General features: G+C 70.6%; 27 protein-coding genes. 13 read left to right on the top strand and 14 right to left on the bottom strand.

Translation table 11 applies throughout. The features are described from left to right. The first annotated feature begins 105 nt into the window (after window positions 1–105). The 4 genes from ABXJ56_RS09095 (at window position 106) to ABXJ56_RS09080 (ending at window position 5,309) form a co-directional block, all read left to right on the top strand. Window positions 106–3,876: a phosphodiester glycosidase family protein gene (locus ABXJ56_RS09095; protein ID WP_353999345.1), complete on the top strand. Its 3,771-nt coding sequence runs from the start codon at window positions 106–108 to the stop codon at window positions 3,874–3,876. A gap of 151 nt (window positions 3,877–4,027) precedes the next feature. After that, window positions 4,028–4,171: a hypothetical protein gene (locus ABXJ56_RS09090; RefSeq protein WP_353999344.1), complete on the top strand. Its 144-nt coding sequence runs from the start codon at window positions 4,028–4,030 to the stop codon at window positions 4,169–4,171. A gap of 50 nt (window positions 4,172–4,221) precedes the next feature. Continuing rightward, a complete protein-coding gene (locus tag ABXJ56_RS09085) occupies window positions 4,222–4,581 on the top strand; it encodes a hypothetical protein (protein ID WP_353999343.1) in 360 nt (119 codons plus the stop codon). Further along, the gene (locus ABXJ56_RS09080; RefSeq protein ID WP_353999342.1) at window positions 4,581–5,309 is read left to right on the top strand and encodes a MerR family transcriptional regulator; all 729 of its coding nucleotides are present in this window, start codon (window positions 4,581–4,583) and stop codon (window positions 5,307–5,309) included. The genes ABXJ56_RS09085 and ABXJ56_RS09080 overlap by 1 nt, the downstream gene beginning before the upstream one ends. Window positions 5,310–5,316: 7 nt before the next feature. Here ABXJ56_RS09080 and ABXJ56_RS09075 read toward each other — a convergent pair whose 3' ends face one another. After that, complete coding sequence (locus tag ABXJ56_RS09075) at window positions 5,317–6,489, bottom strand: GDSL-type esterase/lipase family protein (protein ID WP_353999341.1); 1,173 nt, start codon at window positions 6,487–6,489, stop codon at window positions 5,317–5,319. Window position 6,490: 1 nt separating this feature from the next. After that, entirely contained in the window at window positions 6,491–7,093 is a 603-nt protein-coding gene (locus ABXJ56_RS09070) for a small multidrug efflux protein (RefSeq protein ID WP_353999340.1), read from the bottom strand. 85 nt (window positions 7,094–7,178) lie between these two features. Here ABXJ56_RS09070 and ABXJ56_RS09065 point away from each other — a divergent pair, with 85 nt between their 5' ends. After that, complete coding sequence (locus tag ABXJ56_RS09065) at window positions 7,179–7,721, top strand: cysteine hydrolase family protein (protein ID WP_353999339.1); 543 nt, start codon at window positions 7,179–7,181, stop codon at window positions 7,719–7,721. Window positions 7,722–7,738: 17 nt separating this feature from the next. Here the strand turns inward: ABXJ56_RS09065 and ABXJ56_RS09060 are convergent, their stop codons facing one another. The 4 genes from ABXJ56_RS09060 to ABXJ56_RS09045 all read right to left on the bottom strand — a co-directional run bounded on the left by ABXJ56_RS09060 (window position 7,739) and on the right by ABXJ56_RS09045 (window position 10,655). Next, a complete protein-coding gene (locus ABXJ56_RS09060; protein WP_435404990.1) occupies window positions 7,739–8,926 on the bottom strand; it encodes a glycosyltransferase in 1,188 nt (395 codons plus the stop codon). Window positions 8,927–8,928: 2 nt separating this feature from the next. Continuing rightward, window positions 8,929–9,504, bottom strand: coding sequence for a helix-turn-helix domain-containing protein (locus ABXJ56_RS09055; RefSeq protein WP_353999337.1), 576 nt, complete (start codon window positions 9,502–9,504; stop codon window positions 8,929–8,931). A gap of 153 nt (window positions 9,505–9,657) precedes the next feature. Beyond that, window positions 9,658–10,086 (bottom strand): YdeI/OmpD-associated family protein, encoded by a 429-nt coding sequence (locus tag ABXJ56_RS09050; protein ID WP_353999336.1) that lies wholly within the window; start codon window positions 10,084–10,086, stop codon window positions 9,658–9,660. A gap of 44 nt (window positions 10,087–10,130) precedes the next feature. After that, window positions 10,131–10,655 (bottom strand): hypothetical protein, encoded by a 525-nt coding sequence (locus ABXJ56_RS09045; protein WP_353999335.1) that lies wholly within the window; start codon window positions 10,653–10,655, stop codon window positions 10,131–10,133. Window positions 10,656–10,683: 28 nt separating this feature from the next. Here ABXJ56_RS09045 and ABXJ56_RS09040 point away from each other — a divergent pair, with 28 nt between their 5' ends. Further along, window positions 10,684–11,148: a GNAT family N-acetyltransferase gene (locus ABXJ56_RS09040; protein WP_353999334.1), complete on the top strand. Its 465-nt coding sequence runs from the start codon at window positions 10,684–10,686 to the stop codon at window positions 11,146–11,148. A 24-nt stretch (window positions 11,149–11,172) separates the two neighbouring features. Here ABXJ56_RS09040 and ABXJ56_RS09035 read toward each other — a convergent pair whose 3' ends face one another. Together ABXJ56_RS09035 and ABXJ56_RS09030 are read right to left on the bottom strand one after the other, a co-directional pair. Next, on the bottom strand, window positions 11,173–12,123 hold the full coding sequence (locus ABXJ56_RS09035) for a diacylglycerol/lipid kinase family protein (RefSeq protein WP_353999333.1): 951 nt from the start codon (window positions 12,121–12,123) through the stop codon (window positions 11,173–11,175). Window positions 12,124–12,174: 51 nt separating this feature from the next. Further along, window positions 12,175–12,981: a DeoR/GlpR family DNA-binding transcription regulator gene (locus tag ABXJ56_RS09030; protein ID WP_353999332.1), complete on the bottom strand. Its 807-nt coding sequence runs from the start codon at window positions 12,979–12,981 to the stop codon at window positions 12,175–12,177. A 205-nt stretch (window positions 12,982–13,186) separates the two neighbouring features. On the opposite strand from ABXJ56_RS09030, the gene ABXJ56_RS09025 reads away from it, so the two are divergent. The 6 genes from ABXJ56_RS09025 (at window position 13,187) to ABXJ56_RS09000 (ending at window position 19,615) form a co-directional block, all read left to right on the top strand. After that, window positions 13,187–14,491, top strand: coding sequence for an ABC transporter substrate-binding protein (locus ABXJ56_RS09025; protein WP_353999331.1), 1,305 nt, complete (start codon window positions 13,187–13,189; stop codon window positions 14,489–14,491). 131 nt (window positions 14,492–14,622) lie between these two features. Continuing rightward, the gene (locus tag ABXJ56_RS09020; protein WP_353999330.1) at window positions 14,623–15,552 is read left to right on the top strand and encodes a carbohydrate ABC transporter permease; all 930 of its coding nucleotides are present in this window, start codon (window positions 14,623–14,625) and stop codon (window positions 15,550–15,552) included. Between the two features lies 1 nt (window position 15,553). After that, entirely contained in the window at window positions 15,554–16,459 is a 906-nt protein-coding gene (locus ABXJ56_RS09015) for a carbohydrate ABC transporter permease (protein WP_353999329.1), read from the top strand. A 42-nt stretch (window positions 16,460–16,501) separates the two neighbouring features. Further along, the gene (locus ABXJ56_RS09010; protein WP_353999328.1) at window positions 16,502–17,365 is read left to right on the top strand and encodes a ketose-bisphosphate aldolase; all 864 of its coding nucleotides are present in this window, start codon (window positions 16,502–16,504) and stop codon (window positions 17,363–17,365) included. 43 nt (window positions 17,366–17,408) lie between these two features. Further along, on the top strand, window positions 17,409–18,620 hold the full coding sequence (locus ABXJ56_RS09005; protein WP_353999327.1) for an ADP-dependent glucokinase/phosphofructokinase: 1,212 nt from the start codon (window positions 17,409–17,411) through the stop codon (window positions 18,618–18,620). Beyond that, the gene (locus ABXJ56_RS09000) at window positions 18,617–19,615 is read left to right on the top strand and encodes a class I mannose-6-phosphate isomerase (RefSeq protein ID WP_353999326.1); all 999 of its coding nucleotides are present in this window, start codon (window positions 18,617–18,619) and stop codon (window positions 19,613–19,615) included. The genes ABXJ56_RS09005 and ABXJ56_RS09000 overlap by 4 nt, the downstream gene beginning before the upstream one ends. Window positions 19,616–19,629: 14 nt before the next feature. Here the strand turns inward: ABXJ56_RS09000 and ABXJ56_RS08995 are convergent, their stop codons facing one another. The 4 genes from ABXJ56_RS08995 to ABXJ56_RS08980 are packed head-to-tail and all read right to left on the bottom strand — an operon-like array spanning window position 19,630 to window position 24,688. After that, window positions 19,630–20,559 (bottom strand): carbohydrate ABC transporter permease, encoded by a 930-nt coding sequence (locus tag ABXJ56_RS08995; protein WP_353999325.1) that lies wholly within the window; start codon window positions 20,557–20,559, stop codon window positions 19,630–19,632. Beyond that, complete coding sequence (locus tag ABXJ56_RS08990; RefSeq protein ID WP_353999324.1) at window positions 20,556–21,674, bottom strand: carbohydrate ABC transporter permease; 1,119 nt, start codon at window positions 21,672–21,674, stop codon at window positions 20,556–20,558. The genes ABXJ56_RS08995 and ABXJ56_RS08990 overlap by 4 nt, the downstream gene beginning before the upstream one ends. Before the next feature lie 18 nt (window positions 21,675–21,692). Beyond that, window positions 21,693–23,012: an extracellular solute-binding protein gene (locus ABXJ56_RS08985; protein ID WP_353999323.1), complete on the bottom strand. Its 1,320-nt coding sequence runs from the start codon at window positions 23,010–23,012 to the stop codon at window positions 21,693–21,695. A 44-nt stretch (window positions 23,013–23,056) separates the two neighbouring features. After that, window positions 23,057–24,688 carry a GH39 family glycosyl hydrolase gene (locus tag ABXJ56_RS08980; protein WP_353999322.1) on the bottom strand — a complete coding sequence of 544 codons (1,632 nt, stop codon included), beginning with the start codon at window positions 24,686–24,688 and terminating at the stop codon, window positions 23,057–23,059. Window positions 24,689–24,856: 168 nt separating this feature from the next. On the opposite strand from ABXJ56_RS08980, the gene ABXJ56_RS08975 reads away from it, so the two are divergent. After that, window positions 24,857–25,891, top strand: a complete 1,035-nt coding sequence (locus ABXJ56_RS08975) for a LacI family DNA-binding transcriptional regulator (RefSeq protein WP_353999321.1) — start codon at window positions 24,857–24,859, stop codon at window positions 25,889–25,891. A gap of 11 nt (window positions 25,892–25,902) precedes the next feature. Here the strand turns inward: ABXJ56_RS08975 and ABXJ56_RS08970 are convergent, their stop codons facing one another. Both ABXJ56_RS08970 and ABXJ56_RS08965 read right to left on the bottom strand, forming a co-directional pair. Beyond that, on the bottom strand, window positions 25,903–26,343 hold the full coding sequence (locus ABXJ56_RS08970; RefSeq protein WP_353999320.1) for a MarR family winged helix-turn-helix transcriptional regulator: 441 nt from the start codon (window positions 26,341–26,343) through the stop codon (window positions 25,903–25,905). Between the two features lie 13 nt (window positions 26,344–26,356). After that, window positions 26,357–26,989: an NAD(P)-dependent oxidoreductase gene (locus ABXJ56_RS08965; RefSeq protein WP_353999319.1), complete on the bottom strand. Its 633-nt coding sequence runs from the start codon at window positions 26,987–26,989 to the stop codon at window positions 26,357–26,359. Window positions 26,990–26,999 lie beyond the last annotated feature (10 nt).

The raw sequence follows: 26,999 nt of genomic DNA, 5'->3' as shown, positions 1-26,999 counted from the left end.
GAGGTCACCGGATGGGTCGGGTCGATACGTAGGGTCGCCGCGCCGGCCTTTCCGACCGAGTGAGGTTCGGCACCACTCCCCCACTCGAACCGGAAGGTGTTCCACTTGCCTGCGCTCGATACTCGACGCTCCTCGCTGCCCGCACCCCGACGCCGTCGTACCGGCACGGCTCTCCTCGCCACCGTCGTCGCCGTCTCGGCAGTGGGAGCGGGCACGCTCGCCCCTCCCCCTGCCCTCGCCGCCTCCGCGGCCGCCGACCTGGACCTGAGCGGCGGCGACTCGACCCTCTTGACGTCATCGTCGCAGATCCTCGCCCCCGGCCTCGAGCTCACCGACTTCCGTCGTCTGCAGCCCGCCGGATGGGTCACCGGGCACGTCATGCGGGCCGATCTGACGACGCCGACCCTGTCGCTCGACGTCCTGGATGCTGGATCCGTCACCGGTGGCGCCACCCTCAGCGACCAGATCGCGGGCACGGGCGCCGTCGCCGCCGTCAACGGCGACTACTTCGACATGAACAACTCCACTGCCCCCGTCGGCACGAACATCTCCCCCTCTCAGGGCGTGCGCACCCTCGCGCCCGACACCCGCCCCGCGTTCACGATCGCCGACGGTCTCGCCGCCGTCCAGGCACTCACCTCCGCCGCGACCGTGACGATCGACGGCACGACCCACGACGTCAGCGGCGTGAACAGCCCCGCCGTCGGAACCGGCGGCATCGGCTGGTACACCCCGGCCTGGGGCACCCATACCCTCGCCCGCCCGCTCGGCGCCCCCGCCACCGTGGTCACCCCGATGACGAAGGTCACCGTCGAAGGCGGCGTGGTCACGCAGGTCAGCACCGATCCGGCGTCGGTGGCCGGTGACGCCGCGATCGCCGAGGGCACGGGCGTGCTCATCGGCCGGGAAGCGGGCGCCGCCACCCTCGCGACCCTCGAAGTCGGCGATACGGTCGACGTCGCCGTATCGGCATCCGCGGATGTCGACCTCGCCGTCAGCGGATCGCAGCGCCTCATCGTCGACGGCGAGCAGACCGACGCCGATCAGGTCGAAGCGTCGCGCACCGCCGTCGGCGTCAACCGCGACGGCACCGAGATCACGGTCGTCACGATCGACGGCCGCGCCGGCGACAGCCGCGGCATGACCCTCCGCGAGCTCGGCGACCTGATGCTCGACCTGGACGTGCACAACGCCGTCAACCTCGACGGCGGCGGCTCCACGATGCTCGCCGTCCGCGAGCCGGGCGAGACCGACGCATCGATCCGCAACCGGCCGTCCGACGGGAGCGAGCGCGTCGTCGCGAACAGCCTCGCGTTCTTCTCCACCGCCGAGGCGGGCGTGGTCTCAGACGTCCGCGTCTCTCCCGCGCTCGATGTCACGGATGCCGATGCGGTCTTCCCCGGACTGCACCGCACCGTCTCCGGCACCGGAGTCGACGACAACCTCGCCGGGGTCGCCGTTGCGGGCACGTTCTCCGCGTCGACGGATGCCGCCGCGCGCGTGGCGTCGTCGACCGAGGCCTCCGCGCAGTTGGAAGGCCTCACGCCCGGCACGGCGACCGTCTCGTTCACCGCCGACGGAAAGACCGCCAGCACGCAGCTCCGCGTTCTCGGGGCGCTCGAGCGGATCCGCCCGAGCGCCACCGTGGTCGCTCTGTCCGAGCCGGGCCAGACCGCGACCGTACGACTGACCGGGCTCGACGCCGACGGCTTCAGCGCCCCGATCGAGACCGGTGACGTCACCGTGGAGCACGGCGCCGACGTCACCGTCGAGGCGACCGGGCTCGGTGAGTTCACCGTCGCGCCCGTCGTGGACAGCGGATCGGCGACGGTGACCTTCACCGCCGGTGGACGCAGCGCCGACGTCGCCGTCACCGTGGGCTACCGCACGATCGGCATCGCCGACTTCGCCGATGCCGCCGAGTGGACCGCCGGTGTCGCGCGCGCGACGGGCACCCTCACCCCCGCAACGGGGCCCGAAGGGCAGCCCGCCCTGACGATGTCGTACGACTTCACCACCTCCACCGGCACCCGGGGCTACTACGCGATCGTGCCGGGCGAGGCGGCCACCGGCGGTCGCGTTCTCGAGGGTCAGCCTCAGGCGCTCACGCTCTGGATGCACGGCGACGGGTCAGGCGCCTGGCCGCGGCTGCAGCTGAAGACCGGCGTGGGCACCACCATCAACCTCGATGGGCCGATGGTGGACTGGACCGGATGGCGCCAGGCCCGCTTCACCGTCCCCGCCGGCACCGCGTACCCGTTGACCTTCCAGCGCGTGCGCATGATGGAGACGCGCCCGGCGGCGAGCTACCAGGGCGAGATCACGATCGCCTCGCTCGAGTCGGTGGTTGCCCCCGACGTTGACCAGCCCGTCGCAGCCCGCGTGTTCGACCCGGCGATCGTCGCCGACGGCTCGGTCGACGACCGGGCGCAGCGCATCGCCGTGATGAGCGACGCGCAGTTCGTCGCCCGCAACCCCGACAGCGACCTCGTCCAGGCCACGCGCGACACGCTGCGCGAGATCGTCGCGGCCGAGCCCGACTACCTCGTCATCAACGGCGACCTCGTGGACGAGGCATCCGTCGCCGACTTCGAGCTGGCCGCGCGCATCCTGGACGAAGAGGTCGGCGACCGGATCCCCTACGTGTACGTGCCGGGGAACCACGAGATCATGGGCGGAGCGATCTCCAACTTCATCGACGCGTTCGGTGAGCCGTACCGCTCGGTCGACCTCGGCGGCACCCGCATGATCACCCTCAACAGCGCCGCGGGATCGTTCCGCGCGTCGGGCCTCGAGCAGCTGCGCTTCCTCGAGGAGCGCCTGGATGACGCCGCCGCCGACCCGACGGTCACCGGGGTGCTCGTGTTCTCGCACCACCCGGTCGACGATCCGCTGGCGACCAAGGCCAGCCAGCTGTCGGACCGGACGGAGGCGGCGCAGTTCGTCGAGACGCTGACGAGCTTCCGCGCCGAGACGGGGAAGTCGGCCGCAATGGTCAACGGTCACGTCGGGGTCTTCGACGCCACCAGCTACGACGGCGTCAGCCGCATCCTCGGCGGCAACGCCGGCAAGGGCCCCTCGGGCACTCCGGATGCCGGCGGCTTCACCGGCTGGACCATGCTGGGCGTCAACCCCGGCTCGGGCGTCGTCGGGTCGTCGCCGGAGGTGGTCGTCGACCGGATCCGCTGGATGCAGGCCGAGACCAAGCCGCGCGTCGAGTCCCTCGCGGTCCAGGCCCCGTCCGTCATGGAGGTCGGCGAGACCGCCGCCGTGTCGGCATCCCTCACGCAGGATGGCGGCCGCGTCGTCCCGGTCGCCTGGCCGGTGTCGGCCGAGTGGGGCGGCGAGGGCGTGGACGTTGTCGGCGCCTCGGGCGTCGACGCCACCGCGCGCGGTCTGACCTCCGAACTCGAAGCCGCGGCCGCCGGCGCGCTGCGCGCGAACCCGGCGACGGGCGAGGTCACGGCCGTCGCTCCCGGTGAGGCCTCGCTGTCGGTGACCGTGAACGGGGTCACCGAGACCGTCGCGGTGACGGTCGTCGGGGAGGAGCCGGGCGAGCCGGAAGAGCCCGGCGACGGGTCGGGCAACGAGCCCGGAGATGGCGAAGAGCCCACCCCCGCGCCGGCCCCGACGCCCGCACCGACGGATTCCGCCTCGCCCGCACCGGCGCCCGGGACCGGTGGCACCGACGGCAGCGACACCAACGGCGATGGCGCGGCGGTGGGTTCGCCCTCCGACGACCCGCTCGCCGTGACCGGCGCGGATCTCGCCCCTGCTCTGTGGGCGGCGTCCCTCGCGCTGGTGCTCCTCGCCGGGGGCGTCGGCGCCCGTCTCTGGTACGTGCGTCGCATCCGCGCCACCCGCAGCGCGGTCTGAGTCCGGATCCACGAGAGCCCCTGGCGCCCCTTCGGCGTCGGGGGCTCTCCCCGTCCCGCCCATGCACACGTGCGGACGCACGGCAAGCCCCTCGCCCACCAGCCGAGAGGGGTGTTCGGTAGGAGCAGCATCCACCACCCAGGAGGTCTCCATGAACGACGACCGGCAGCACGAGAACGACACCGACAACAGTGCGGCATCCGCCGGCTCGGAATCCCCCGAAGAGGGTCAGGCGGCGATGAAGGTTGCCGAAGAGGCCGCCGAGGGCGGTGACGCGCAGGGCGCCAGCCGCTAGCGTGTGAGCAGTCGCCCGCGAACGACGGGCGCGACCCCTCGGGAGCTCGCATGAACCGTCCCCTCGGCGTCACCCTCGTCGCCATCGTCGCGTGGCTGAACGGCTTCTTCCAGATCATCGGCGCGATCTTCGTCGTCATCGGCGGACTCCTCATCACCCCGGTCGCCCTCATCGGCTGGCTGAGCCTGGCGATCGGGATCATCACGCTGGTCGTCGGCGTCGGCCTGTGGAAGGGCAATCCCACCGCCCGGACCATCGCGATCATCGTCTTCTCGATCACGATCATCCTGGGCGTGATCAGCCTGTTCTCCGGCGAAGGTTTCTGGTCTGTGCTCGCCGGGTCGTTCCTGTCGATCGTCGGACTGATCCTGCTGTCGACCCGGAACGCGCGGCGCTACTTCGCGCGCTGATGGCCTGGAGCACACGCGAACTCGCCGACCTCGCCGGCACGACGGTCAACACCGTCCGGCACTACCACCGGCTGGGTCTGCTCGCCGAGCCCGATCGGCGGTACAACGGCTACAAGCAGTACCGCACCGAGCACCTCGTCGCCCTCCTGCGCATCCGCCGGCTCGTCGACCTCGGCGTCCCGCTCGCGCAGGTCGGCGACGTCAGCACCGACCGCCTGACGGCGACGGAGGCCCTGCGCGAAGTGGACGCCGAGCTCGAGGCGAAGATCGAGCGTCTCCAGGAGGCCCGCTCGGCCATCGCCACGATCCTGCGGGCCGAGGCCCCGGCCGATACGCCGGCGGGGTTCGAGGTCGCGGGGTCGCGCCTGTCGAGTGCCGACTCGTCGATGATCCACCTGTACTCGCGACTGTACGACGAGGACTCCCTCGCCGACCTCCGCGAGATCGTCACGCACGACGAGGATCCCATCGGCGCGGAGATCGATCGACTGCCCGCGGATGCCGACGAGCAGACGCGACGGGAGCTCGCCGAACGCCTGGCGCCGAGCCTCGCCCAGAACCTCCGCGACTACCCCTGGCTGCGCGACCCGGGAGACCGCCTCACGCGGGGCGAAGAGGCGACGCGCGACACGGTCGTCGAGGCGATGCACGAGGTGTACAACCCCGCGCAACTCGAGGTGCTCGCGCGCGCGAGCATCCTGGCGCACGCGATGGTCGCCGACGACTGACGACGGCTCAGCCCGCCGCGCGACCCGGTGCGTCGGCGGAGAGCAGCCCCCGCGGACCGAGAGCGAGATCGGCGAACCGCTCTCCGATGAGGGCGTGCCCCTCCGTGCTCGGGTGCAGGGCGTCCGGCAGGGGCACCGCCGCGGCATCCGCTTCGCCGTAGAGTCGCAAGCCGTCGAGATACCGCAGCTGCGGGTCATCGCTCCGCGCGGCGACCACCTCCGCGAGTGCGTCGCGGATCACGCGGAGCGTGAGCCGCCCCGCCGCGACATCCGCGGGGTCGCCGGTGGCGATGAACCGCATCTCCCCCGTGGCCCACCCCGCGGGATCCACCGCCCCGGGACCGGGGGTGTCCTCGTGGATGCCGCAGAAGAGGGGCGACACCAGGAGGAGCGGCGTGTCCGGGTGACCGTCCCGGATGGTGTCGAGGAACCCGTGCACCGCGGGGACGAAGCTGCGCCGCCGCATCGCGTCGAGATTCACGACGTTGATCCCGAGCTTGACGCTGATCAGGTCGGCGGGGGTGTCGCGGATCACCCGTGCGACGAACGGGTCGACGAGCGGGCTGCCGCCGAAACCGAGGTTGTGCAGCCGCACCCCCGCGCGACGGGCGGCGACGACCGGCCAGATCCGCGTCGGCGTCGTCGCGTTCGACCCCTGGCTGATGGAGCTGCCGTGGTGCAGCCACACCGGCCCCTCGGTCGGGGCCGGCCGCAGCGGGGCGTCAGCGCGGAGCGCCACCAGCTCGACCTGCTCGTTGTGCGGGAGCCAGATCTCCACGCGCTTCTCACCGGGCCCGGGCAACGCGATCTCGACCTCGTCGACGCCGCCCGGGATATGTGTGCTCGCACCCGTCTGCATGTCGAGCTCGACCGCATCGCCCGCCTGCAGCGCCTGCGAGCCGACCAGGACGTCATCGACCACGACGTCCACCACCCCGCGCGGGCGCGGCAGACCGCGGTAGGCGACGCGCGTCGCGTGCAGATCGAGCGCGAACGAGGTCGCACTCGTGATGACGGAGAGACGGATGCCGGAGGGCTGAGCCTCCATCATCGTCAGCTGCGGATCGGCGTCGCGCCGTCGGGCGTGCGCCGGCAGTCGGTGCGGCCGCAACCCGCGGTCGGTGCGCTCGAGCTCGGTGGCGCCGAGGATGAGGTCGGGGGTCAGGTCGATCGCGTCCATGTCACGCCCATCCCAGCACAGTCACCAGCCCGAGCGCCGCCGCCGCGACCAGTCCGGTCCACAGCACGATGGCCACCACCTGCCACAGGATCACCCAGCCCTTCCGCACGCCCGAGGCGACGAAGAACGCCGCCGTCAGCTGCGTCGGGAGGGCGAGCGGGGCGATGAGACTCGCCCCGGGAACGCCGAACCGCACCAGCCAGGCGCTCAGGCGGCGGCGGCCCTTCGCGGTCCGCGACGGCTTCTCGGCCGGGTGGGCGGGGTCGGCGGCACCGACCGGCTCGGCAGCACCTGCGGAATCAGCGGGGTCGCCTCCGGAACCGGCACCCACACGCACCGGCTCCGCCTTCCGCGCACGCCGGGCGACGACGGCGGCGCGCGCGCGGGCGCCGAAGACCACGACGAGCACGACGGAGAGGATGTTGCCCGCCGCGCCGGCGATCGCGGCGACGAGCGGGTTGATGCCGACGAGGATTCCGAGCGCCGCGGAGCCTTCGCCCTCGACGTACGGGATCATGCCGATCGCGGCGACGAGGAGGGGCTGGACGAACTCGGGGAACCCTGCGACGAAATCCTGGAGACCCTGATAGGGACTGGCGGACATGACACTCCTGCTTTCACTGACGGTTGACGGGAACCCTCAGTGGACACCGTGTTCTCAGAACACAGTCAAGCCGTAGTGTGAGCGCATGGCCGCCACGCTCGTCATCGTCGACATCCAGAACGACTACTTCCCCGGCTTCGCCTTCCCCCTGGTCGGGGCGGATGCCGCCGCCGCACGCGCGAGTGAGCTCCTCACCGCGTGGCGCGAGCGCGATGCGCCGATCGTGCACGTGCGGCACGTGTGGGACGGACCGGATGCCGCCTTCCTGCGTCCCGACACGGAGGGCGCGGAGATCCACCCGCGCGTCGCCCCGGAGGGCGACGAGGTCGTCGTCATCAAGGAGCATCCGAACGCCTTCCGCGAGACGCCGCTGGACGGCATCCTCACCGCTCTCGACACCCGCGACCTCGTCGTCTGCGGCATGATGTCGAGCCTCTGCATCGACGCGACCGTCCGCGCCGCCGCGGACCTCGGATACGCCGTCACGGTCGCGCACGACGCCTGCGCCGCGCCGGACCTCGCCTTCGACGGTGAGACGGTGCCGGGTCGGCAGGTGCACGCGGCGTTCATGGCCGCCCTCGCGGACAGCTATGCGACGATGACCCCTGTGCGCGCGCTCGTCGCGTAGAGGGCGACCGGGAGGCGCTAAGAGCCCGCGATGACCTCGAGGGCGGCATCCGTTCCGCGATCGTGCGGCATCCGCGCGGCGACCTCCGCGACCGCGGCGGCGTATCGCGGGGCCGCGGCGAGCGCGTCGTCGAGCCGATCGGCGGTCAGCCGCCGGGCGGGGATCGCCGCGGGGCCGAGAGCGCGACGGTGCAGCAGGGCGCCCCAGAACGGCTGATCGGCGATGAAGGGGACGACGATCGACACGGTCCCCGCGCGGAGGGCCGCCTGGACCGTGCCGATCCCGCCGTGGTGGATCGCCGCGACCGCGCGCGGCAGCACGAGGTCGTGCGGCACCATGTCGACGACGAGCAGGTCCTCGCCCCGCAGGTCGTCGGCGACGGCGAGGCCTCCGAGACCCGTCGCCATGAGGAGGCGGTGACCGGCACGACGCGCGGCGTCGACGACGGCCCGCGCCCGCTCGCGAGGGTCGCCGGCGGCCATCGACCCGAAACCGGCGTAGGCGAACGGCCCCGCCTCGACGAAGGCGGCGATCTCCGTCGGCAGGCGAGCGGATGCCGGGGCCGTGTCGTGCCACGGCCCCGTGAGGTGGACCGAGGGCGGCCAGTCGTCCGGTCGCGGGAGGAGGGCGGGGCTGATCGGGAGCAGCGTCGCCGCGGGCGGGGCCGGCCGCCGCGGCACCCGCGTGCCGAGGAGCCCCGCGGCCTCGCGCAGGTCGCGACGGAAGAGAGCGGCCGCCCCGGAGGCCGCCCGGTAGGTGAGCCGATTGAGCGGACCCAGGTCGGCCGTCACGGTACCGGCGGCCGCGAACGCACGCGTCGGTGTGACGGCGGGCACCATCTCGACCAGCACGTGGGGGATGTCGAGCGTCGCGGCGATCAGCGGGGCAGACAGCACCTTGGGGTGGGCGACGACGACGTCGGGCCGGAAGTCCAGGGCGATGCGGGCGGGCTCGACGATCACCTTCCGCATCGCGGGCTTCACCGCGCCCCGGTAGTTCGCGATCGCGGCGCGGACCGACACCCCCTGCGCCTGGATGAGGTGCGAGTAGTCCACGCCGAGACTCACGAGGTCGATGCCGTCCGCAGCGACCCCGGAGTTGTCGGGAGCCGCGACGCGCACCGTGTGTCCTGCGCGTCGCGCTGCCCGGGCCAGCGCGACGAACGGCTCGACGTCACCGCGGGACCCCGCCGTCACCAGCAGCATCCTCATCGCGCGTCCTCCAGCCGGGCGTCCGCCATGAACCCGCGGGTGAAGACCTCGGCGAGGGGCCCCGCGATCCGGCGGATCCCGGCATCCGTTCCCTCCGCCCACTCGTCGAGGCGTCGACGCCACGCGAAGGGCGCGAGCCCCAGGACGACGAGCGCGACGGCCTGGCCGTCGCGATCCTCGGCGGGTCGGATACCGCTGCCGGGGTCGTCGATCGCGGCGCGCGCGAGGGCGACGAGGCGGGCGAACAGCCGCCTCGCGCTGTCGGTGTCATCGTCGAGGGTGGCGGCGAGATAGGGCCCGAAGGTCTCGATGACGACGTCGAGCGGGGCGCGCTCGCCGGCCAGTTTCGCGCTGATCGCCGACTCGACGCGCGCGTCGCACTCTTCACGCAGCGCGGCCTTCGAGCCGAAGTGGTGCGTCAGCAGAGCCGGACTCACGTCCGCCGCGGCGGCGATCTGCCGCACGGAAGCGGACGCATACCCCGCGGTGGTGAAGCATGCGAACGCGGCGTCGACGATCCGGGCGCGCGCCGTGCGGTCGGCGCGCGGGTCTGTGGAAGCTACTGTACGCATGTACAGCATCCTGTACGGCCGTACAGAGCCGCGCAAGCGCGGGCGCATGCGGTGACCGGACGTTCACGTCAAACGCCGGGGACGAATCGACGTTTCGCCCCCCTGGAGCACCCCGAAACGCCCGAATCTCCCCGCGCATTCACGCGGAGTCGGTCAGCTCAGCTTCGCAACGATCGCGGCGATGCGGCGTGCGCGGGTCTCCGGCGCCTTCGCACCCTCGACGTTGGTCACGTGCGCCTTCTTCGCGCTCGGGGCGAGGGTCTCGAAGGCAGCGGTGACACCCGCCTCGGCGAGTGCGGCGGCGAGGTCGTCCGGAAGAGCGACCGTTCGCGGGGCGGTGTCGAGCGCGAGGTCCACGACGATCGCGTCGCCTCCCGCGAGTCCCGTCGCCGCACGCTTGTCGGACGAGAACGGCAGCAGATGTCGCCCGCCCATCACGGCCAGGGTGCTCGGATAGGCGAACCCGTTGACGGTGACCGTGACCGCGGCCCGCTTGCCGCCGCCGAGCGCCTCCACGATCTCCGGCGGCACCTCGATGCCGGTGTTGTTGCCGATCTGCGACAGCGTCGTCTCGAATCGCATGCGGCGAGTGTGCCAGAGCCGCGGCATCCCCGTCGAGGGCTCCGTCAGCCGGATGCCGACCCCTCGGCCTCTCGACGCTCTGCGAGACGCCGCTTGCCCTCCTCGCTGTAGGCGAAGGAGCGCGTCCAGTTCCTGATGAACGCCGCACGGCGGAAACGCAGCGCCGACCAATCGTCGTCGAGCGCGACCTGTCGGACGGGCTCGAATCCGGCCACCCCCATCGAGTGCCACCCCGTGTCGCGGTTGAACTCGCAGACGTAGTTCTTGGAAGTGGCCTTGGGGTAGGCGATCCACACGACGGCGTCCCCGGTCGTCCCGACACCGACGCGCTCGGCGATCGCGTCCACCTCCGCCTGGGTGGTCGCGAAGCCGAGGACGAAGCCGGCATCCTTCGCGTCGACGAGCGACCGCCGCACGTCCCGATCGGCCTCCAGCGCGGCGACGAGGTCGTCGAGCTGGGGCGGCACGTTCACGACGAAGACAGGATCGGCGGATCCGACGTTCAGCTTCGCAACCAGCGGATGCACGACTGCTCCTTCGATCTCGTGGGTGAGGACATCATCGCGCATCGGGTGCGCCGGGGGCAGACTGCTGCGCATGAGCATGCCCACCGAGGTCCGTGTCGCCGGCGTCGCGGACGCCGACGCGATCGGACGCCTTCTGTTCGACTTCAACACCGAGTTCGACAGCGCGACGCCGAATGCCGCGACCCTTGCCGACCGGTTCTCCACGCTCCTGGTACGCGACGATGTGCGGGTGCTGCTGGCCGGCGATGCAGCCGGCTTCGCCTTCCTCACCCTCCGCCCCACGCCCTACAGCGACGGGCCGCTGGCACAGCTGGAGGAGCTCTACGTGCGAGCCGACCTCCGCGACCGCGGCATCGGCACCGCGCTGCTCACCGCGGCGATCGAAGAGGTCCGCGCGCTCGGCGGCGAGGAGATCCACATCAACGTCGATGAGGTCGACGTCGACACGCGTCGCTTCTACGAGCGGCACGGTTTCACCAACATCCAGCCGGGTGAGGACTATCGCATGCTCTGCTACCTGCGCGAGCTCGTTTGAGACCGGCGAAGATCCCGACCCGGGTCAGCGGACGCGGATGGCGCCCGGCTGCAGCGTGACCTCGAACTCGCCCGTCTTGCCGATGCCCTCGCCGTCGATCTCGAACTCGCGCGGGTCGGGCAGGGTCACCCGGATGCGGCGGGCCCGGCCGTGGGTGACGGCCTCGGAGTTCGTCGCCTCGTCCTTGTTCCCGATCAGGCGCCCGAGACCGTTGTCCCACACCATCGTCTTCAGCGTCCCGAGCCATTCGCCGAGGCCCTCGGCGCTCAGCAGCAGGTAGTCGAGCTCGCCGTCGGAGGGATCGGCATCCGGCATCAGGGTGAGCCCGCCCTGCAGGGTGCCGCAGTTGGCGATCAGGAGCGTGTGACCCTCTTCATCGCGACCGGGGAGATCGTCGGCGGTGAGGTGGAACGGCACGATGTCGCTCGCGGTCAGCGCCCGCCCGAGCGACTCGACGTACGCCAGCCATCCCGCACGCGCCTTGAGGTCTTCGTTCGTCTCGGCGATCATGTGCGCGTCGATGCCGAAGCCGATCATCACCACGAACGCGTGGCGCTCCTTGCCCGCCTCCAGCTCGACGTCGACCCAGCCGACGTCGACCGGCAGCGCGTCGCCCGAGAGCGCCCGCTCGACCGCGGCGGCCACGTCGTTGATCGGCACGCCGAGGTTCCGGGCGAGGAGGTTCCCGGTCCCGAGGGGCACGACGCCGAGGTCCGCCTCCGCCTTCGCGTCGGCGAGCGCCTCGGCCACCGCGCGCACCGTCCCGTCACCCCCGGCGACGATGATGAGATCGGCGCCGGCGGCCAGCGCCCGGGTGGTGGCGCCCTGACCGGGGTCGTCGACGGTGGTCTCGAACCACGACACCTCGGCGTCACCGACGGTGCCCGCCTTCTCCTGCACCTCCGCCAGGGCGTCGGCGAGGACGTCCTTCTCGGTCTTGGACGGGTTCCACACGACGGCGATGTGCGCACTCATGGCACCATCATGCCCGCCCGGAGGCCGATCACGCGGGGGGATGCGGCGCGGTCACGGAGTGAGTACAGTCACTCCCGCGTTCTGCAGCTCCTCCGCCAGCTCTTCGGACGGCTCCTCATCGGTGACGAGGTAATCGGCACCCTCGAGCGGGGCGATCTGGGCGAACAGCCGGCGGTCGAGCTTGGTGGAGTCGGCGAGGATGACGGTGCGCTCGGCGCGCCGGGTCATCTCGGCCATCATCGAGGCGTCGCCGAGGTTCGAGGTCGAGTAGCCCGAACGGTCGACGGCGCCCACCGCGACGAGCGCGAGATCCGCACGAATGTCGCCCTCGAGGTTCGCCGCACTCATGGGCAGCGCCACCGGACCGGTCGTCGCCTGCGTGAGCGTGCGCACCGCGCCCCCGAAGACGTAGAGGTCGCGGAAGGCGTTCGGTGAGAGCTCCGCGGGGATCCGCAGGTTGTTCGTCGCGATCGTGAGGTCGCGGTGATTGCGCAGAGCCCGCGCGACCGCGAGGGTCGTCGTGCCCCCGTTCAGCATGATCACCTGGCCGTCCTCGACGAGTTCCGCGGCGAGCTTGGCGATCGCCTCCTTCTCCCCCACCTGCATGCGCAGGCGGACATCCAGGCCGCGGTCGCGGCCGGGGGTGTCGCTCGCGCTCACCGCGCCGCCGTGGGTGCGGACCACCACCCCCTCGCGGTCGAGCTGGTCGAGGTCGCGGCGGATGGTGTCGATCGACACCGAGAAGTGCTCGGCGAGATCGGCGACCGTGACCCGGCCGACCTCCTCGACATACGCGGCGAGGTCCGCCTTGCGCCCTGCGGGGAGTCGCCGGCCTCTCTGCGTGAGATGCGCGTTCATGCGGTCATGCCTAGCACATCCGCCGGAATTCGAGGGAAGAAGTTGCAAGAAACAGCAGGATCGGCCCGCACCGATGCAGAAACGAGATCTTTTTCTGCGAGTTTCTGCTTGACGACCTGTCGCAAACCCCGGCATACTCTTGCGTAAAGAGGCATTAAACGGCAGATCTGCGCGTGATGCCGCATGAATCTCGAAGGAGAGAACCATGGCAATCCCACATCGGCTCCCCCGCAGGACGGCCCTGCTGGCGGGACTGGCAACCGCTACGGCATCCGTCGTCGTCCTGGCCGGATGCAGCTCGGGCGGCGGTGGCGGCGGGGACGACTCCGGCGCCGACGGCGACGTCACGATCGAGTTCGCGCAGTGGTGGGAGCCCGAGCTCCCCGACGGCTCGTTCCGCGCCCTCATGGACCAGTTCGAAGAGGCCAACCCCGGCATCACGGTCGACCTGGTCAGCGGCCCCTACGCCGCGACCAAGGAGCAGCTGTTCGCGGGGGCGGCGTCCGGCACCATGCCCGACGTCGTCGGCCTCGACGGCGCATGGGTCAACGACTTCGCGAAGCAGGGGGTCATCACCGACCTCACCGCGCTGATGAGCGAGGCCGGGTACGACGACTCCGAGCTCGCGAGCCAGATCCAGGTCGACGGCAGCACCTACATGATCCCGGTCGTGAACTTCGTCTACCCGATGTTCACGAACGACGCCATCCTCGCCGAGGCGGGTGTCGACGCCCCTCCGGCGACCCGGAGCGAGTTCGCCGAGGCGGCCGAGGCGATCACCGCCCTCGGCGACGACGTCTCCGGCTGGGCGCTCCCGCTCTCGCTCGAAGCCCCGAACGGCGTGCAGAACGACGTCATGTCCTGGGTGTGGGCCTCCGGCGGCTCCATGCTCGCCGACGGTCAGCCCGACCTCACGAACGAGGCCGTCACGAGCGCGTCGGAGTACATCGCCGACCTCTGGGAGGCCGGCGTCATCGCCCCCGGAAGCTTCACGATGAAGGAACAGGACAAGGTCGAGGAGTTCACCAACGAGCGCGTCGGCATGATGATCGACACGCTGTCGCACATCAACCTGATCCGCGAGTCGAACCCCGACCTGCAGTTCTCCATCTCGCCCATCCCCGCCGAGGACGGCTACGACGGCGAGCGCGGCATCCCCTACGCCTCGTGGGGCATCGGCGTCGCCGAGAACAGCGAGAACAAGGAGGCGGCGTTCAAGCTCGTGGAGTTCCTCATGAGCGCGGACGTCAACTCCGAGCTCTCCACCATCGCGAACGCCTTCCCCGGCAACACCGAGTCGGTTCCGGACTTCGTGGACGACGACGAGCTGTTCGCTACGGCGTTCGAGATCTACCAGGCCGGCTACCCCGCGAACGAGTTCACCGGCCTCCCCGTCGCGGAGGAGCTGATGCGCCTGTTCGGCGAGCAGTTCCAGGCGGCGCTGGACGGTCAGCAGACCATCCCGGACGCCCTGGAGAAGGCGCAGGCCGCCTGGGAGTCCGAGTTCTGATCCGCTAGCCCTCCCCCGGGCCCGCACGCCCGGCCCCCGAGCCCGGGTGCCGTCACCACGGTGGCGGCACCCGGCCCACCCCCTCATCCGCCCCCAACCGAACCGGCAGCCCCGAGAAGGACGACGACGTCATGACTCTGCGCAGTTTCGCAGCCCCGGACACCGAGACCCTGGTGACCGGCGCCCCCCTCTCGAGAAAGCGACGCCAGCTCCGGCGCGCAGCCGAGTCCTACGCGTACCTCGCGCCGACCCTGGTGCTGCTGTTCGTGCTCATGGTCATCCCGATCGTGATGGTCATCGGCTACTCGTTCCAGGACCGCGCGATCATGGGCGGCGAGCCCGAGATCGTCGGCTTCGACAACTACCTGACGGTCCTCACCGACAGCGGCTTCTGGCGCGCGACGTCGAACACCCTCTTCTTCACCATCGTCAGCGTCGCCGTCCACCTCGTGCTCGGCATGACCTTCGCGCTGCTGCTGAACTCCAAGCTCATCGGCGTCGTCCCCCGCGCGATCTTCCGTGCCCTGTACGTCCTGCCGTGGCTGTTCACCGCGGCCGTCATCGCGGTGCTGTGGCGGATGCTGCTCGCCCCGAACGGCGTCATCAACTTCCTCCTCAACACGGATGTCGAGTGGCTGGCCAATCCGCAGCTCGCCCTCGGCACGGTGACCTTCATCAACATCTGGGCCGGGTACCCCTTCTTCATGGTGAGCCTCCTCGCCGGCCTCCAGGGCATCCCGGGCGACCTCTACGAGGCGGCGACCGTCGACGGCGCTGGTCCCGTCCAGCGGTTCTGGAACGTCACCGTCCCGCAGCTGCGGCCGATCATCATCAGCCTGATCCTGCTCGACCTCATCTGGACCTCGCAGCAGTTCGCGCTGATCTGGATGACCACCGGCGGCGGTCCCATCGACGTCACCGAAGTGCTCAGCACCTTCACCTACAAGCTGGCCTTCGCCCGCTACGACTTCTCGCTCGCCGCGACATCCGCCGTCCTGGTGCTGCTGATGTCGATGGTGCTGGCGATCCTCTACGTCCGCCACCAGAAGGCGAGGGACTGACATGTCGCGCACCGCCGTCACCACCCCCACCGCGGGGTCCCGCACCCGACGGGGCACCCCGCCCCGCACCAGCCGGGCCACCCGCACCCGCATCGCCCGCATCGGCGTCGTCGCGGGCCTCCTCCTCGGCGCCGTCTTCGCGGCCGGTCCGGTCCTGTGGATGCTGTCGAGCTCGTTCAAGTCGAATACCGAAATCTTCGAGCTTCCCCCGCGCCTGGTCACCGAGTCGTTCTCGTTCGACGCCTACATCGCGATCCTGACCGACCCCGAGGCCGTGCGGTTCTTCCTGAACAGCTACATCGTCGCCGGGGCGGTGACGATCCTGACGCTTCTCGTGGCGATCCAGGCGGCGTACGCATTCAGCCGGTTCGAGTTCCGCGGCAAGCGCATCCTCAACGTCGTCATCATCAGCGTGCAGGCCGTGCCGCCGATCACGCTCCTGATCCCCTACTTCGGCCTCGTCGTCGCCCTCGGGCTCTACAACACCTATCCGGGCCTCATCTTCACCTACATGGTGTTCACGCTCCCCTACGCGATCATCATGATGACCGGGTACTTCAACACCCTGCCCCGCGAGCTGGACGAAGCCGTGCGGGTCGACGGCGCCGGGTCGTTCACCGCCCTGTGGCGGGTGCTCGTGCCGATCTCGGTGCCCGGCATCGTGTCGGTCGGCATCTACACGTTCATGATCGCGTGGAACGAATACCTCTTCGCCCTCACCCTCACCCGCACGACGGACATGCGCACCGTCCCCATCGGCATCCAGCTCCTGATGGGACAGCACTCCTACGAGTGGAACCAGATCATGGCGATGAGCGTGCTCGGCTCCATCCCCGTGCTGATCCTCTTCCTGGTGCTGCAGCGCTACTTCATCAGCGGACTGACCGCGGGCTCCGTCAAGAGCTGACGACGCCCGACCCTCGACCCCACCCAATAAAGGAGAACCCCCGTGCTGTACACCGGCAAATCCATCCTCGACGTCGCCAACGAACACGGCTTCGCCATCCCCGCCTTCAACATCAGCGACTGGGCGATGTTCAACGGTGTGATGGACATCAGCGAGGAGCTCGATGCTCCGGTGATCATCGCGATCCACCCGGACGAGGTCAGCCACATCACCACCGACCTCATCCCGGCGATGCACGCCCGCGCTCACCGCTCGAGCGTGCCGGTGGCCATCCACTGGGACCACGGCGGCACCTACGAGCAGATGATCACCGCGATCCAGGCCGGCTTCACCTCGGTGATGATCGATGCGTCGCTGCTGCCCTTCGAGGAGAACGTCGCGCTGACGAAGAAGGTCGTCGACGCCGCGCACGCCGTCGGCATCCAGGTCGAGGGCGAGCTCGGCACCATCGGCGCGAACGACAGCTACGGCGAGTCCGGTGCGGCCGAGATCATCTACACCAACGTCGACGACGCGGTCCGCTTCGTGGAGCAGACCGGCGTCGACAGCCTCGCGATCGCCATCGGCACCTCGCACGGGCTCTACCCCGCGGACAAGAACCCGGAGCTCCGCCACGACCTCCTCGAGCAGATCAAGGCCGCCGTCGGCATCCCGCTGGTCCTCCACGGCGGATCGGGCAACCCCGACAGCGAGCTGGCCCGGGCGGTGTCGCTCGGCATCAACAAGATCAACATCTCCAGCGACATCAAGGTCAGCTACCACAACCGCATGCGCGAGATCCTCGGCACCGACGTCCGCCTGCGCGAACCGAACGCGATCCAGCCGGAGCCCATCGCGGCGCTGAAGGCCACCGCGGCCGAGAAGATCCGCCTGTTCGGCGCGGACGGCAAGGCTCCGCTGTACTGAGACACGCGGGACCGGATCCGGAGAATCACGAAGGGGGGCGGGCATGACGAGGAACCTCGTGCTCGGACTCGGCGGCACCGTCGACTACGAGATCGCGTGGGACGCCGCGGTGTTCGACACCCTGGCCGAGACCTACCGGATCGGCGTCGGCGACCTGACGACGACCGCTCCGCTGTCGGATGAGCGCGCGCTCGTCGTGGCGATCCTCGCGTTCGCCACGACGGGTGCGGGCGGCGAGCGCTTCATCGCCTCGTCGGAGATCATCGAGCAGTTCGCCGCTCGCTTCGACACCGCGATCACCCTCGGCGGGACCGGGGTGCGGGCAGGCCTCGCCCTGGAGCGCCTCGGTGTCCCGAGCGTGCAGCACCTGGTCAGCATCGACGACACCGTGCGGAGGCTCCTCCCCCCGAGTCTCCGCACGGTGTGCTCGGCGACCGAGGACACCCTCGACCCGCACCTGATCGTCCAGTTCCGTCCCGGCGACCGCATCCGCCTGACGGATGCCGACCTCACCGTGCCCGCGGCGAACCGGCTGATCGTCGCCAACGACCCGCCGAACCGCAGCATGGCGATCGCGCCGGAGCTCGGCGCGGAGGCCGCGTCGGCATCCGCCTTCCTGGTGTCGGGCTTCAACACGATGCAGGATGCCGCGCTGCTGGCTCGCCGGCTCGAGGACCTCCGAGCGGCGATGACGCACCTCCCAGACGATGCGCTGGTCTATTACGAGGACGCCGGGTTCTACGACCGCACCCTCGCCCACCGGGCACGCGCGGCCCTCCTCGACCGCATCGACGTCTACGGCATGAACGAGGACGAGCTGCAGGAGTACGTCGGGCGCCCCGTCGACCTCCTCGACGCGTCGGCCGTCGCCGCCGCGCTCAGCGACGCGCATCGGCTGATCCCCGCACGGGCGCTCGTCGTGCACACGCGGTACTGGGCGATCGCCGTGGGACCGGATGCCGCGCAGCACCGCGCCGCCCTCGACAGCGCCGTCCTCCTCGCCGCCACCCGGTACCGTGTCGGCGACGCACTGCGGTCGGACGACCTCGCCGTCACCGCTGCGGAACCGCGGCACGCCGAGGGCGCGGCCGTGGCCGCCGCCGTCGAGGGTCTCCTCCCGGGCGCCGTCGGCGTCGCGGCATTCGACCTCGCCGTGCCCCAGCCGACCACCATCGGCCTGGGCGACACCTTCGTCGGCGGCTTCCTCCTCCCCACCGCCCTCGCGGCGCGGGCGGCGGACGGGGCGACCGCGTGATCGTCGCGCTGGGTGCAAACCGGCCTCCCGAGCGCTTCTACCGCGGCGGTGCGCGGATCGCGCGTTTCCGTGGCGGGGCGGATGCGGCCTCCCACGAGCCGGAGGACTGGATCGGGTCGGTCACCGCCGTCGCGGGCCACGAGTCGCAGGGGCTCACGCGCCTGCCCGACGGACGCCTCCTCCGCGACGCGATCGCCGCCGACCCGGAGCACTGGCTCGGCGCCCGGCATGTCGCGCGATGGGGCGCCGACCCGCAGCTGCTCGTGAAGCTCCTCGACGCGGGGCAACGCCTCCCCGTCCACGCCCACCCGAGCGACGCCTTCGCCCACACCCATCTCGGGCGCACGCACGGCAAGGCCGAGGCCTGGTACATCCTCGAGGGCGGGATCGTCCACGTCGGTCTCCGCGAGGACGTCGATCCCGCCGCGCTCTCCGCACTCGTCGCCGCGCAGGACACCGACGCACTCCTCGGACTCCTCCACGCCGTCGAGGTCTCGCCGGGGGACGTCGTCTGGGTGCCGCCGGGCGAGCTCCACGCGATCGGAGCAGGGGTGTTCCTCCTCGAGCTCCAGCAGCCCGAGGACCTCTCGATCCTGCTCGAGTGGGACGGCTTCGCCCTCGACGGGATGCGCGAGGGCCACCTCGGTCTCGGATTCGACGTGGCCCTCCGCGCCGTGAACCACCGCGCCCGGACATCCGACGAGGTCGGCGCCCTCGTCCGCCGCGCCCCGGCATCCGGTTCGGTGTTCCCCGCCGCAGCCGACGCGTTCTTCCGCCTCGAGCGTCATCGGATCGGCGACGGCGGGGCGGATGCCGCGACCCTGGAGGCCGGCTTCGCCGTCGTCGTCGTCACCGCCGGCCAAGCGGACCTCGACGGGCTCGACGCGCCCGCCGGTGCGACGCTCCTCGTCCCGGCCGCCGCCGGCGCGATCCCGGTGCGCGGGAGCGGGGACGGAGACGCGGAGGTCCTCGTCGCCCGACCCCCGCGCGCCTGAGCCGGGCGCGTCGCTCAGCCCTTGATCGCTCCCGCCATGACGCCGGAGACGAGCTGGCGTCCGGCGAGGGCGAGGACCACCAGCAGCGGCAGGGCCACGAGGAACACACCCGCCATCACCAGGCCCGTGTCGGACGTGAAGGCTCCCTGCAGCTGCGGTACCACCAGTGGCATCGTCAGCTGCGAGCGCATCACGACCGAGGGCCAGAAGAAGCTGTTCCATGACCCGATGAAGGTGAACAGCGCCAGTGTCGCCGCCGCGGGACGCGCCGCGGGCAGGGCGATCGACCAGAACGTCCGGAACATCGACGCCCCGTCGACGCGAGCCGCCTCGACGAGCTCGTAGGGAAGGGCCTCCTGGAGGTACTGCGTCATCCAGAACACCCCGAACGCTCCGACGAGCCCGGGGACCGTCAGCGCGAGGAGCGAATCGATCCAGCCGAACTCGTTCATCATCACGAACATCGGGATCGTCCCGACCTGCGCCGGGATGATGAGCGTCGCGAGCACCGCGATGTAGAGCGCGTGGCGTCCCCGGAAGCGGAGCTTCGCGAAGGCGAAGCCGGCGAGGGTGGAGAAGAACACCACCGACGCGCTCACGGTGACCGCCACCAGCAGCGAGTTGAAGAAGGCCAGCCACAGATTGAACTGCTCCGCGGCGAACACCTCGGCGAAGTTCTCCCACAGCTGGAGGGTCGGCAGCCATCGCGGAAGGCTCCCCACGGCCCGCGTGATCTCGGTCGTCGTGGACGAGCCGTACATCGCCGCGGCGTAGAGCGGGAAGACCGACAGCACGATGACCGCGCCGAGGAAGAGGTAGGTCACCCACCCGGGACGCCGCGAGGACGGGTTGTGAGCCGCGATCGGCCGGCCCCGGTCCGCGCGCTTCTTGGCGTAGCGCGCGGCGCTCGGCCCCGCGGTGTTCTCGATGAATCCGGTGCTCATCGCCGTGCCCCCTCTGCCGAGACGTGTTCCTTCGCCACCTCGGAGGACATCTCGGCCTCCGTCGCCGGTGACACCGATGTCTCGTCGTGCGCGGCCACCGTCCGAAGCCGCCAGCGACGCAGCAGCCCCGGCCCCTTCGGCGCCCGCGGTGCGTCGGAGGAGGAGATGGCCCGCGTCAGCAGCAGGTTCGACACGGAGATGACCAGGATGATGAACGCGAAGATCCACCCCACCGCTGCGGCCTGACCGAGGCGGTCCTGCCACTCCCCGAAACCGAGGTTGTAGAGGTAGAGCATCACGGTCGTCCACTGGTTGTTGGACCCGCCCTGTCCGCCGTTGGTGCCTCCGCCGTCGAACAGGCGCGCCTCGTCGAAGATCTCGAGCCCGCCGATCGTCATCGTGAGGATCACGAAGATCAGCGTGGGACGGATGCTCGGAATCGTCACCGAGAAGAACTGCCGCATCCGTCCCGCGCCGTCGACCGTCGCCGCCTCGTACAGATCCCGCGGCACCGCCTGCATCGCCGCGAGGAGAATCAGCGCGTTGTACCCCGTCCAGCGGAACACCACCATCGACCCGATCGCGACGTGCGAAAGGAATCGGTCCTGGAAGAAGGGGGAGCTGCTGTCGGTGAACAGCCCCAGGGCCTGAAGGTTCGGCACGAGGATGCCGAACTGTCCGTAGACCTGACCGAAGATCATCGACGTCGCCACGGGCATGACCACGAACGGGATGAGCACGCTCATCCGCCAGAAGGTCTTGGCCCGGAGGTTCTGATCGAGGATCGCCGCGATCATCAGGGCGAGGATCAGCTGCGGGATGCCGCCGATGAGGAAGATCGAGATGGTGTTCTCCAGCGACCGCCAGAACAGCGGCTGCCGCAGCACCCACGCGAAGTTCTCCAGCCCGACGAACTCCCCCATCCCGGTCCGCCGATGCCAGTCGTGCAGGGCGACGACGACGTTGAAGAACAGCGGGAACGCGCCGAACACGGCGAACAGGAGGAAGAACGGCGAGATGTACAGGTAGGGCGAGAGCTTGAAGTCCCAGCGCGAGACGCGCTGCCCCCACCCCACCCGTCGCACACGGCGGGCGATCTCTGCAGAACGGGCCATCGTCGGATCCGTTCAGCGTCAGTCCGCGGTCGAGAACCCGAGGGCCTCGAACTCGCCGACGACGGAGTCCCACGCCTGCTGCGGGGTGGCGGTGCCCGCCTCGACCTGGAGGATGCCGCCGGTGACCAGCGTCTGGATGCCGGCGAAGTTCTCACCGCGGAATCCGCCGGCCGCCGCATCCCCGGCCGCCTCGGCGAGGCCACCGTAGACCTGGCCCAGCTGCTGACCGCCGTAGAACGGGTTCTCGGTGTCGGCGATATCGGGGCTGGAGATGGCCTCGAGCTGCGAGGGGAACTGCCCGGTCTCGTAGAACCACTGCACCGCCGCCTCGGGCGAGGTGAGGTAGTCGGCGAGGGTCACGGCCCATCCGGTGTTCTCACCGGTGGCGGGAACGGAGAAGAACGACCCGCCCCAGTTGCCGCCGCCGTCGGGGAAGGTGCTCGAGACGCGCCAGCCGTCGACGCCGTCGGCGTTCTCGGCGATGATGCCCGCCATCCAGGCCGGCGAGACGACGGTGGCCCACTGCTCGTTCTGGAACCCCGCACCCCAGTCGGCGTGTCCGATCGGGATCCCGGCGGAGACGCCGTCCTCGGCCGCCTCGGCGAAGGTGAGGAAGAGCTCCTCGATCTGGGCGTTGTCGGCCATGTTGTAGGGGAGGCCCGACTCGGGGTCCTCGAAGGCCGCCGGCAGCAGGTTGATCGCGGCCTGGAACGCGCTGGAGAGGGAGTCGACGAAGTAGTTGTCGGCGACGGCGATGTACTCGCGACCGGCGTCCAGGAACGACTCCCACGTGGCGGCATCTCCGCCGATGAAGGAGCCGAAGGTGTCGAGGTCGCTCGCCACGCCCGCGGCATCCGTCATCTCCTCGTTGAAGGCGATGCCGAGCGGCCCGATGTCGGTGCCGTATCCGGTGATGACGCCGTCGACCGATCCCTGCGTGACCTTCCAGTCGACCCAGCGACCGGGGATCTCCGGCAGCTCCACCCAGTCCTCGGGGACCGCCATCATCTCGGTCCACCAGTCCAGCTCGATCAGGTGCACGTCGGACAGGCCCGCGCCGTTGGAGGACAGGCCGTTGCGCAGGACGGTCTGAGCCGATGCACCGTCGGGGAAGGAGTTGACGACGACCTCGATGCCGTACTCCTCCTCGAACGAGTCCAGGAGGTCCTGGGGGAAGTCCATCCAGGCGGCGACGGTGAGCTCGGCCGGCTTGTTGTCCTCCGTCGCCTCCTCGGCGGTGCCGCCGCCACCGCCCCCTCCGCCGGAGCAGGAGGCGAGGGTGAGGGCCGCTGCCGCGGCGACGGCGAGGGTGCCGACCCGCTTGTGGGTGCTGATCATGGTGAATCCTTTCGTGACGTCGTTGTACGGGGATCGGGGTGGAGTCAGTGCGCGGCGCGCGCGAGCGACATGACCGCCCACGGCGCCAGGTCGATGTCGATGCGTAGGATGCCGTCGTCGTCGACGACGAGCGTGCGGCGGTCGAGGGCATCGGCGACGAGGCGCAGCTCGACCTCCTGCGCGCGCGTGAGGTTCAGCGGCTCGCCCATGCGGTGCCAGGCGCCGGCGACATCGCCGTGGTCGGGGTCGAGGATCTCGGCGGCGTAACGGTCGCCGGGGGTGAGCCCGGTCACGACGTGCGCGACGCGTCGGTCGGGTCCTTCCTCGGCCCACCGCAGGGTCTGGGTGAACGACGTCGCGGCGCCGACCGAGGCCTCCCCCATCGACTCGGGGTAGTTGAAGAACACGGCCGCGAGCGCGTCGTCGCCCGTGCGGGTCAGGATGCCGTCCTCTGTCTGCAGCAGGATCCGATCCCCCAGGCGATTCAGCATCTCCATGGCGTGGAACGTCGGCTTGTGGATCCCCTGCTCGGTGACGAAGCCGAACCCGCCGTGGAACGGCCCGATCCCGCCGCCGCCCTCCTCGAAGACATCGGTGAAGGTCCAGTAGGCGATGGAGTCGGCCAGATCGTGACTCTGCAGGAAGGCGCGGGTGATGTAGGTCGCGGCGTAGACGGTGTCGTGCATGAAGTCGCGACTGGAGGGCGACGTAGACCACTCGGTGACGTGCACCGCGGCATCCGGGTACGGAGAGTCCGCGATCAGCTGCTTCATCTGCAGCAGGTCGTTGCGGGTCGCGTCGCGGTCTCGGCTGATCGCCCGTCCGACGCCCTGCGTGTCGAAGGCGTAATCGGTGGGGTACAGGTGGGTGGAGAGGAAGTCGATCGGGAGGTCGCGCTCGGCGCAGTAGTCGATGAGCTCGCGGATCCACACGGGCTTCCACGGGAGTCCCGCCGGGTCCTCCGCCTCGGCGGTCGCGGCCTCGACGGAGCGGTCGTGGTACTCGCCGTCGTAGCGCGCGTCGGGGACGAAGACCGACGACGACGGGCCACCGACCCGCAGAGCGGGGTCGATCGCCTTGAGCGCGCGGGCAGTGGCCGCGTACAGCTCGAAGTACTCCGTCCGCGTTCCGGTCCAGAAGTGCGGGACGAGGTTGGGTTCGTTCCACACCTCGAACGGCCACGCGCGCACCTCGTCGATGCCGTAGCGCTCGATCCAGTGGGTCACGGTCGCCGTCACCAGGTCCACCCACGCCCCCATGTCGGTCGGCGGGCTGCAGTGCGCCTTCCACCAGAAGAGGGTCTCGGTCTGCGTCGCGAGTTCGCGCGGCATGAAGCCGAGTTCGACGAACGGGCGGGCGCCGGTGGCGAGGATGGCGTCGAAGACCTTGTCGACGTAGGCGAAGGTGTACACCGGCGCGGGCAGCGGGGTCGGCGGTCCGAAACCTCCGCCGTTCGCGGTGCGGTAGACGAACATGTCGTCGTGGAACAGCCCGTGGAAGCGCACGTATCGCGCTCCGAGCGTCGACACCGCCTCCCGGAAGTGGTCCTGCCAATCGGCCCGGAGCGCCTCGTTCGCCCGACCCGCTCCGAGGCACACGCTCCACACGTGATGCAGTCGGCGCTCGTCGGAGGCCCGACCGTCGACGGTCAGAGCGGTGGGGGCGACAACGGTCACGGATGAGCTCCTTCGATCATGGGTGCACAGCCGACTGTGGCTGGAGCACTGCGAAAATGTTTCGCAACGTGTAACGTACCCTCATGGTAGGCAGTCGCTCTGAACCTGTCAACCTCCAACCCTCCCGCTGAGGTGCATTGGCGAAACACTTTCGAGTAAGGTGCGGGAATGATGGGTGATCGGTCGTCCCGCGCAACTCTGACGGACGTCGCTGCCGCCGTCGGTGTGTCCCGCGCCACGGTGTCCAAAGCGCTGAACGGCCGGGGAGACATCTCCGACGCCACGCGCGAACGGGTCCTCGCCGCCGTGTCCGAGCTCGGCTATCGCCCCACGACCGCACCGGACCCGTCCGCGCGCCGCGCCCTCGTCGTCGTCTTCGACATCCCGGCCTCGCCGTACATCCTCGGCGTGCTCCAGGGTGTGGTCGCGGCTGCCACCGAGAGCCGGATCGACCTGCTGACCCGCTTGGCGCCGAGCAAGGACGCCCGCACGGAGCACGCGGTCGCCCGCGAATGGGTCGCCGAACAGCGGGCCGCGGGCGCGATCGGCATCGTCGGCCTGACCCTCTCGGAACCCGATGCACTCGTGGCCGCCGCCGGGAACGAACGCCTGCCGTTCGTCATCGTCGACCCCGTCGACGTGCACCAGCGCAACTCCGTCAGCGTCGGCTCGAGCAACTGGGCCGGCGCCCGGGCGATGACCGAGCACCTGCTGTCACTCGGGCACCGCCGGATCGCGTGGCTCGGTGGCCCCGAAGCCTCAGACGCGGCCCGCGACCGTCTGTACGGATATCAGGCCGCCCTCGACGCCGCAGGAATCACGGTCGACCCGGCGCTCATCCGCGCCGCGCAGTTCGCCGTCGCCTCCGGCACCGTCCACGCGCACGAGATCCTCGCCGCGCCCGTGCGCCCGACGGCGATCATGGCCGCCAACGACGAACTCGCCGTCGGGGTCCTCGCCGCTGCCCACGAACGGGGCATCCGCGTTCCGGAGGACCTCAGCGTCACCGGGTTCGACGACACCCCGCAAGCGGCGTGGACGACGCCCCCACTCACGACCGTGCACCAGCATTTGGAGGGGATGGGAGCGATGGCGGTGCAGACCCTGCTGGTCATGGCCGAGGGACGCGAGCCCTCCTCCCGGCACGTCGAGCTGGCGACCTCCCTCACCCTCCGCGAGAGCACCGCACCCCCGCGTGCCTGAGCCGGGCGCGTCTATGCGCCTCTCGCGACCGCACCGAGGCCCTCGGCGACGTGCGTGAGAGCGTCGTCGTCGAGCACCGCGAACAGCGGCGCCATCCGTCGGACGACTGCGGCCTCGAAGGTGTCGACCTCCGCCGCCGCGTCCGGAGTCAGAGCGAGCACCCGCGAACGACCGTCGGACGGGTGCGGCGCCGTCTCGACCAGGCCCTCGCCGCGCAGCCCGTCGACGAGCTGCGTGACCGCGCCCGCGGTGATGCCGAGGGCCTCGGCGAGGCGCGCGGGCGTCACCGGCTCGCGTGCGTGGGCGAGGAGGTACAGCGCCCGCACCTGGCTCGCCGTGAGCGACACCCCGGCGAAGGGACGCTTCTGCTCCGCCCGGATCACTCCGCCGAGCACGGTCACCGCGTCGAGGATCGCGCCGATCCGGATGGCACGATCCTCGTCCACTGGCATGAAGGGCAGTCTCTCACGCGCTCACGAACGGCATCCGATGCAGGAAGGTGCGATCCTCGACCTGGGCCACGAGGACGTCGGCGAGGTCATCGCGGGAGATCTGCGTACTGGCGTCCACCCCCACCCACCCGATGCGCGCGCGCCCGACGCCGGGCGCCTCGGTCAGCCTCGGCCCGCGCACGACCGTCCACTCGAGCCCGCTCTCCCGAAGGACCTCGAGGTGGCGCCGCGCATCGGCGAGCACCGCACCGGAGAGCACCGTCAACAGGAATCGGATGACGCGATCCGCCGCCTTCGGTCGATCCTCGGGCGCCGGGAGGCCGCCGCCGGAGAGCGACACGATCCGCGTCACCCCGTGCGCGCGCATCGCCGCGACGATCGCCCTGGTGCCCCGCTCCTGCAGGTCGGGAGGAGAGCCCTTCACCTGACCGAAGACGCTGAGGACGGCATCCGACCCGGCGACCGTGCGCTCGACCGCGCCGGCGTCGAGGACGTCGCCGCGCAGCACTGTCAGCCGGTCGCCCTGGATCGTGAGCTTCGCCGGATCGCGCACCAGCGCCCGCACCGCATACCCCGCCGCGAGGGCACGCTCCACGACCCGCCGCCCCGTCCTGCCCGAACCACCGAACACCGCTATCGTCGTCACCCTTTTACTT

Source organism: Microbacterium aurantiacum (genome assembly GCF_040532595.1).
In the GTDB taxonomy this organism is placed as follows: Bacteria; Actinomycetota; Actinomycetes; order Actinomycetales; family Microbacteriaceae; genus Microbacterium; species Microbacterium chocolatum_B.
This window is presented reverse-complemented; position numbering and strand designations above follow the sequence as displayed.

Excerpts from the sequence above, each read along its gene's own strand:
- ABXJ56_RS09050 (WP_353999336.1), bottom strand. The coding sequence starts at position 10,086 with ATGCGATTCGAGACGACGCTGTCGCAGATCGGCAACAACACCGGCATC.
- ABXJ56_RS09075 (WP_353999341.1), bottom strand. The coding sequence starts at position 6,489 with ATGGACGCGATCGACCTGACCCCCGACCTCATCCTCGGCGCCACCGAG.
- ABXJ56_RS09025 (WP_353999331.1), top strand. The coding sequence starts at position 13,187 with ATGGCAATCCCACATCGGCTCCCCCGCAGGACGGCCCTGCTGGCGGGA.
- ABXJ56_RS09015 (WP_353999329.1), top strand. The coding sequence starts at position 15,554 with ATGTCGCGCACCGCCGTCACCACCCCCACCGCGGGGTCCCGCACCCGA.
- ABXJ56_RS09040 (WP_353999334.1), top strand. The coding sequence starts at position 10,684 with ATGAGCATGCCCACCGAGGTCCGTGTCGCCGGCGTCGCGGACGCCGAC.
- ABXJ56_RS09085 (WP_353999343.1), top strand. The coding sequence starts at position 4,222 with ATGAACCGTCCCCTCGGCGTCACCCTCGTCGCCATCGTCGCGTGGCTG.
- ABXJ56_RS08990 (WP_353999324.1), bottom strand. The coding sequence starts at position 21,674 with ATGGCCCGTTCTGCAGAGATCGCCCGCCGTGTGCGACGGGTGGGGTGG.
- ABXJ56_RS09030 (WP_353999332.1), bottom strand. The coding sequence starts at position 12,981 with ATGAACGCGCATCTCACGCAGAGAGGCCGGCGACTCCCCGCAGGGCGC.
- ABXJ56_RS09005 (WP_353999327.1), top strand. The coding sequence starts at position 17,409 with ATGACGAGGAACCTCGTGCTCGGACTCGGCGGCACCGTCGACTACGAG.
- ABXJ56_RS09020 (WP_353999330.1), top strand. The coding sequence starts at position 14,623 with ATGACTCTGCGCAGTTTCGCAGCCCCGGACACCGAGACCCTGGTGACC.
- ABXJ56_RS08975 (WP_353999321.1), top strand. The coding sequence starts at position 24,857 with ATGATGGGTGATCGGTCGTCCCGCGCAACTCTGACGGACGTCGCTGCC.
- ABXJ56_RS08995 (WP_353999325.1), bottom strand. The coding sequence starts at position 20,559 with ATGAGCACCGGATTCATCGAGAACACCGCGGGGCCGAGCGCCGCGCGC.
- ABXJ56_RS09060 (WP_435404990.1), bottom strand. The coding sequence starts at position 8,926 with ATGCTGCTGGTGACGGCGGGGTCCCGCGGTGACGTCGAGCCGTTCGTC.
- ABXJ56_RS09065 (WP_353999339.1), top strand. The coding sequence starts at position 7,179 with ATGGCCGCCACGCTCGTCATCGTCGACATCCAGAACGACTACTTCCCC.
- ABXJ56_RS08970 (WP_353999320.1), bottom strand. The coding sequence starts at position 26,343 with ATGCCAGTGGACGAGGATCGTGCCATCCGGATCGGCGCGATCCTCGAC.
- ABXJ56_RS09045 (WP_353999335.1), bottom strand. The coding sequence starts at position 10,655 with ATGCGCGATGATGTCCTCACCCACGAGATCGAAGGAGCAGTCGTGCAT.
- ABXJ56_RS09070 (WP_353999340.1), bottom strand. The coding sequence starts at position 7,093 with ATGTCCGCCAGTCCCTATCAGGGTCTCCAGGATTTCGTCGCAGGGTTC.
- ABXJ56_RS09035 (WP_353999333.1), bottom strand. The coding sequence starts at position 12,123 with ATGAGTGCGCACATCGCCGTCGTGTGGAACCCGTCCAAGACCGAGAAG.
- ABXJ56_RS09080 (WP_353999342.1), top strand. The coding sequence starts at position 4,581 with ATGGCCTGGAGCACACGCGAACTCGCCGACCTCGCCGGCACGACGGTC.
- ABXJ56_RS09090 (WP_353999344.1), top strand. The coding sequence starts at position 4,028 with ATGAACGACGACCGGCAGCACGAGAACGACACCGACAACAGTGCGGCA.
- ABXJ56_RS08985 (WP_353999323.1), bottom strand. The coding sequence starts at position 23,012 with ATGATCAGCACCCACAAGCGGGTCGGCACCCTCGCCGTCGCCGCGGCA.
- ABXJ56_RS09055 (WP_353999337.1), bottom strand. The coding sequence starts at position 9,504 with ATGCGTACAGTAGCTTCCACAGACCCGCGCGCCGACCGCACGGCGCGC.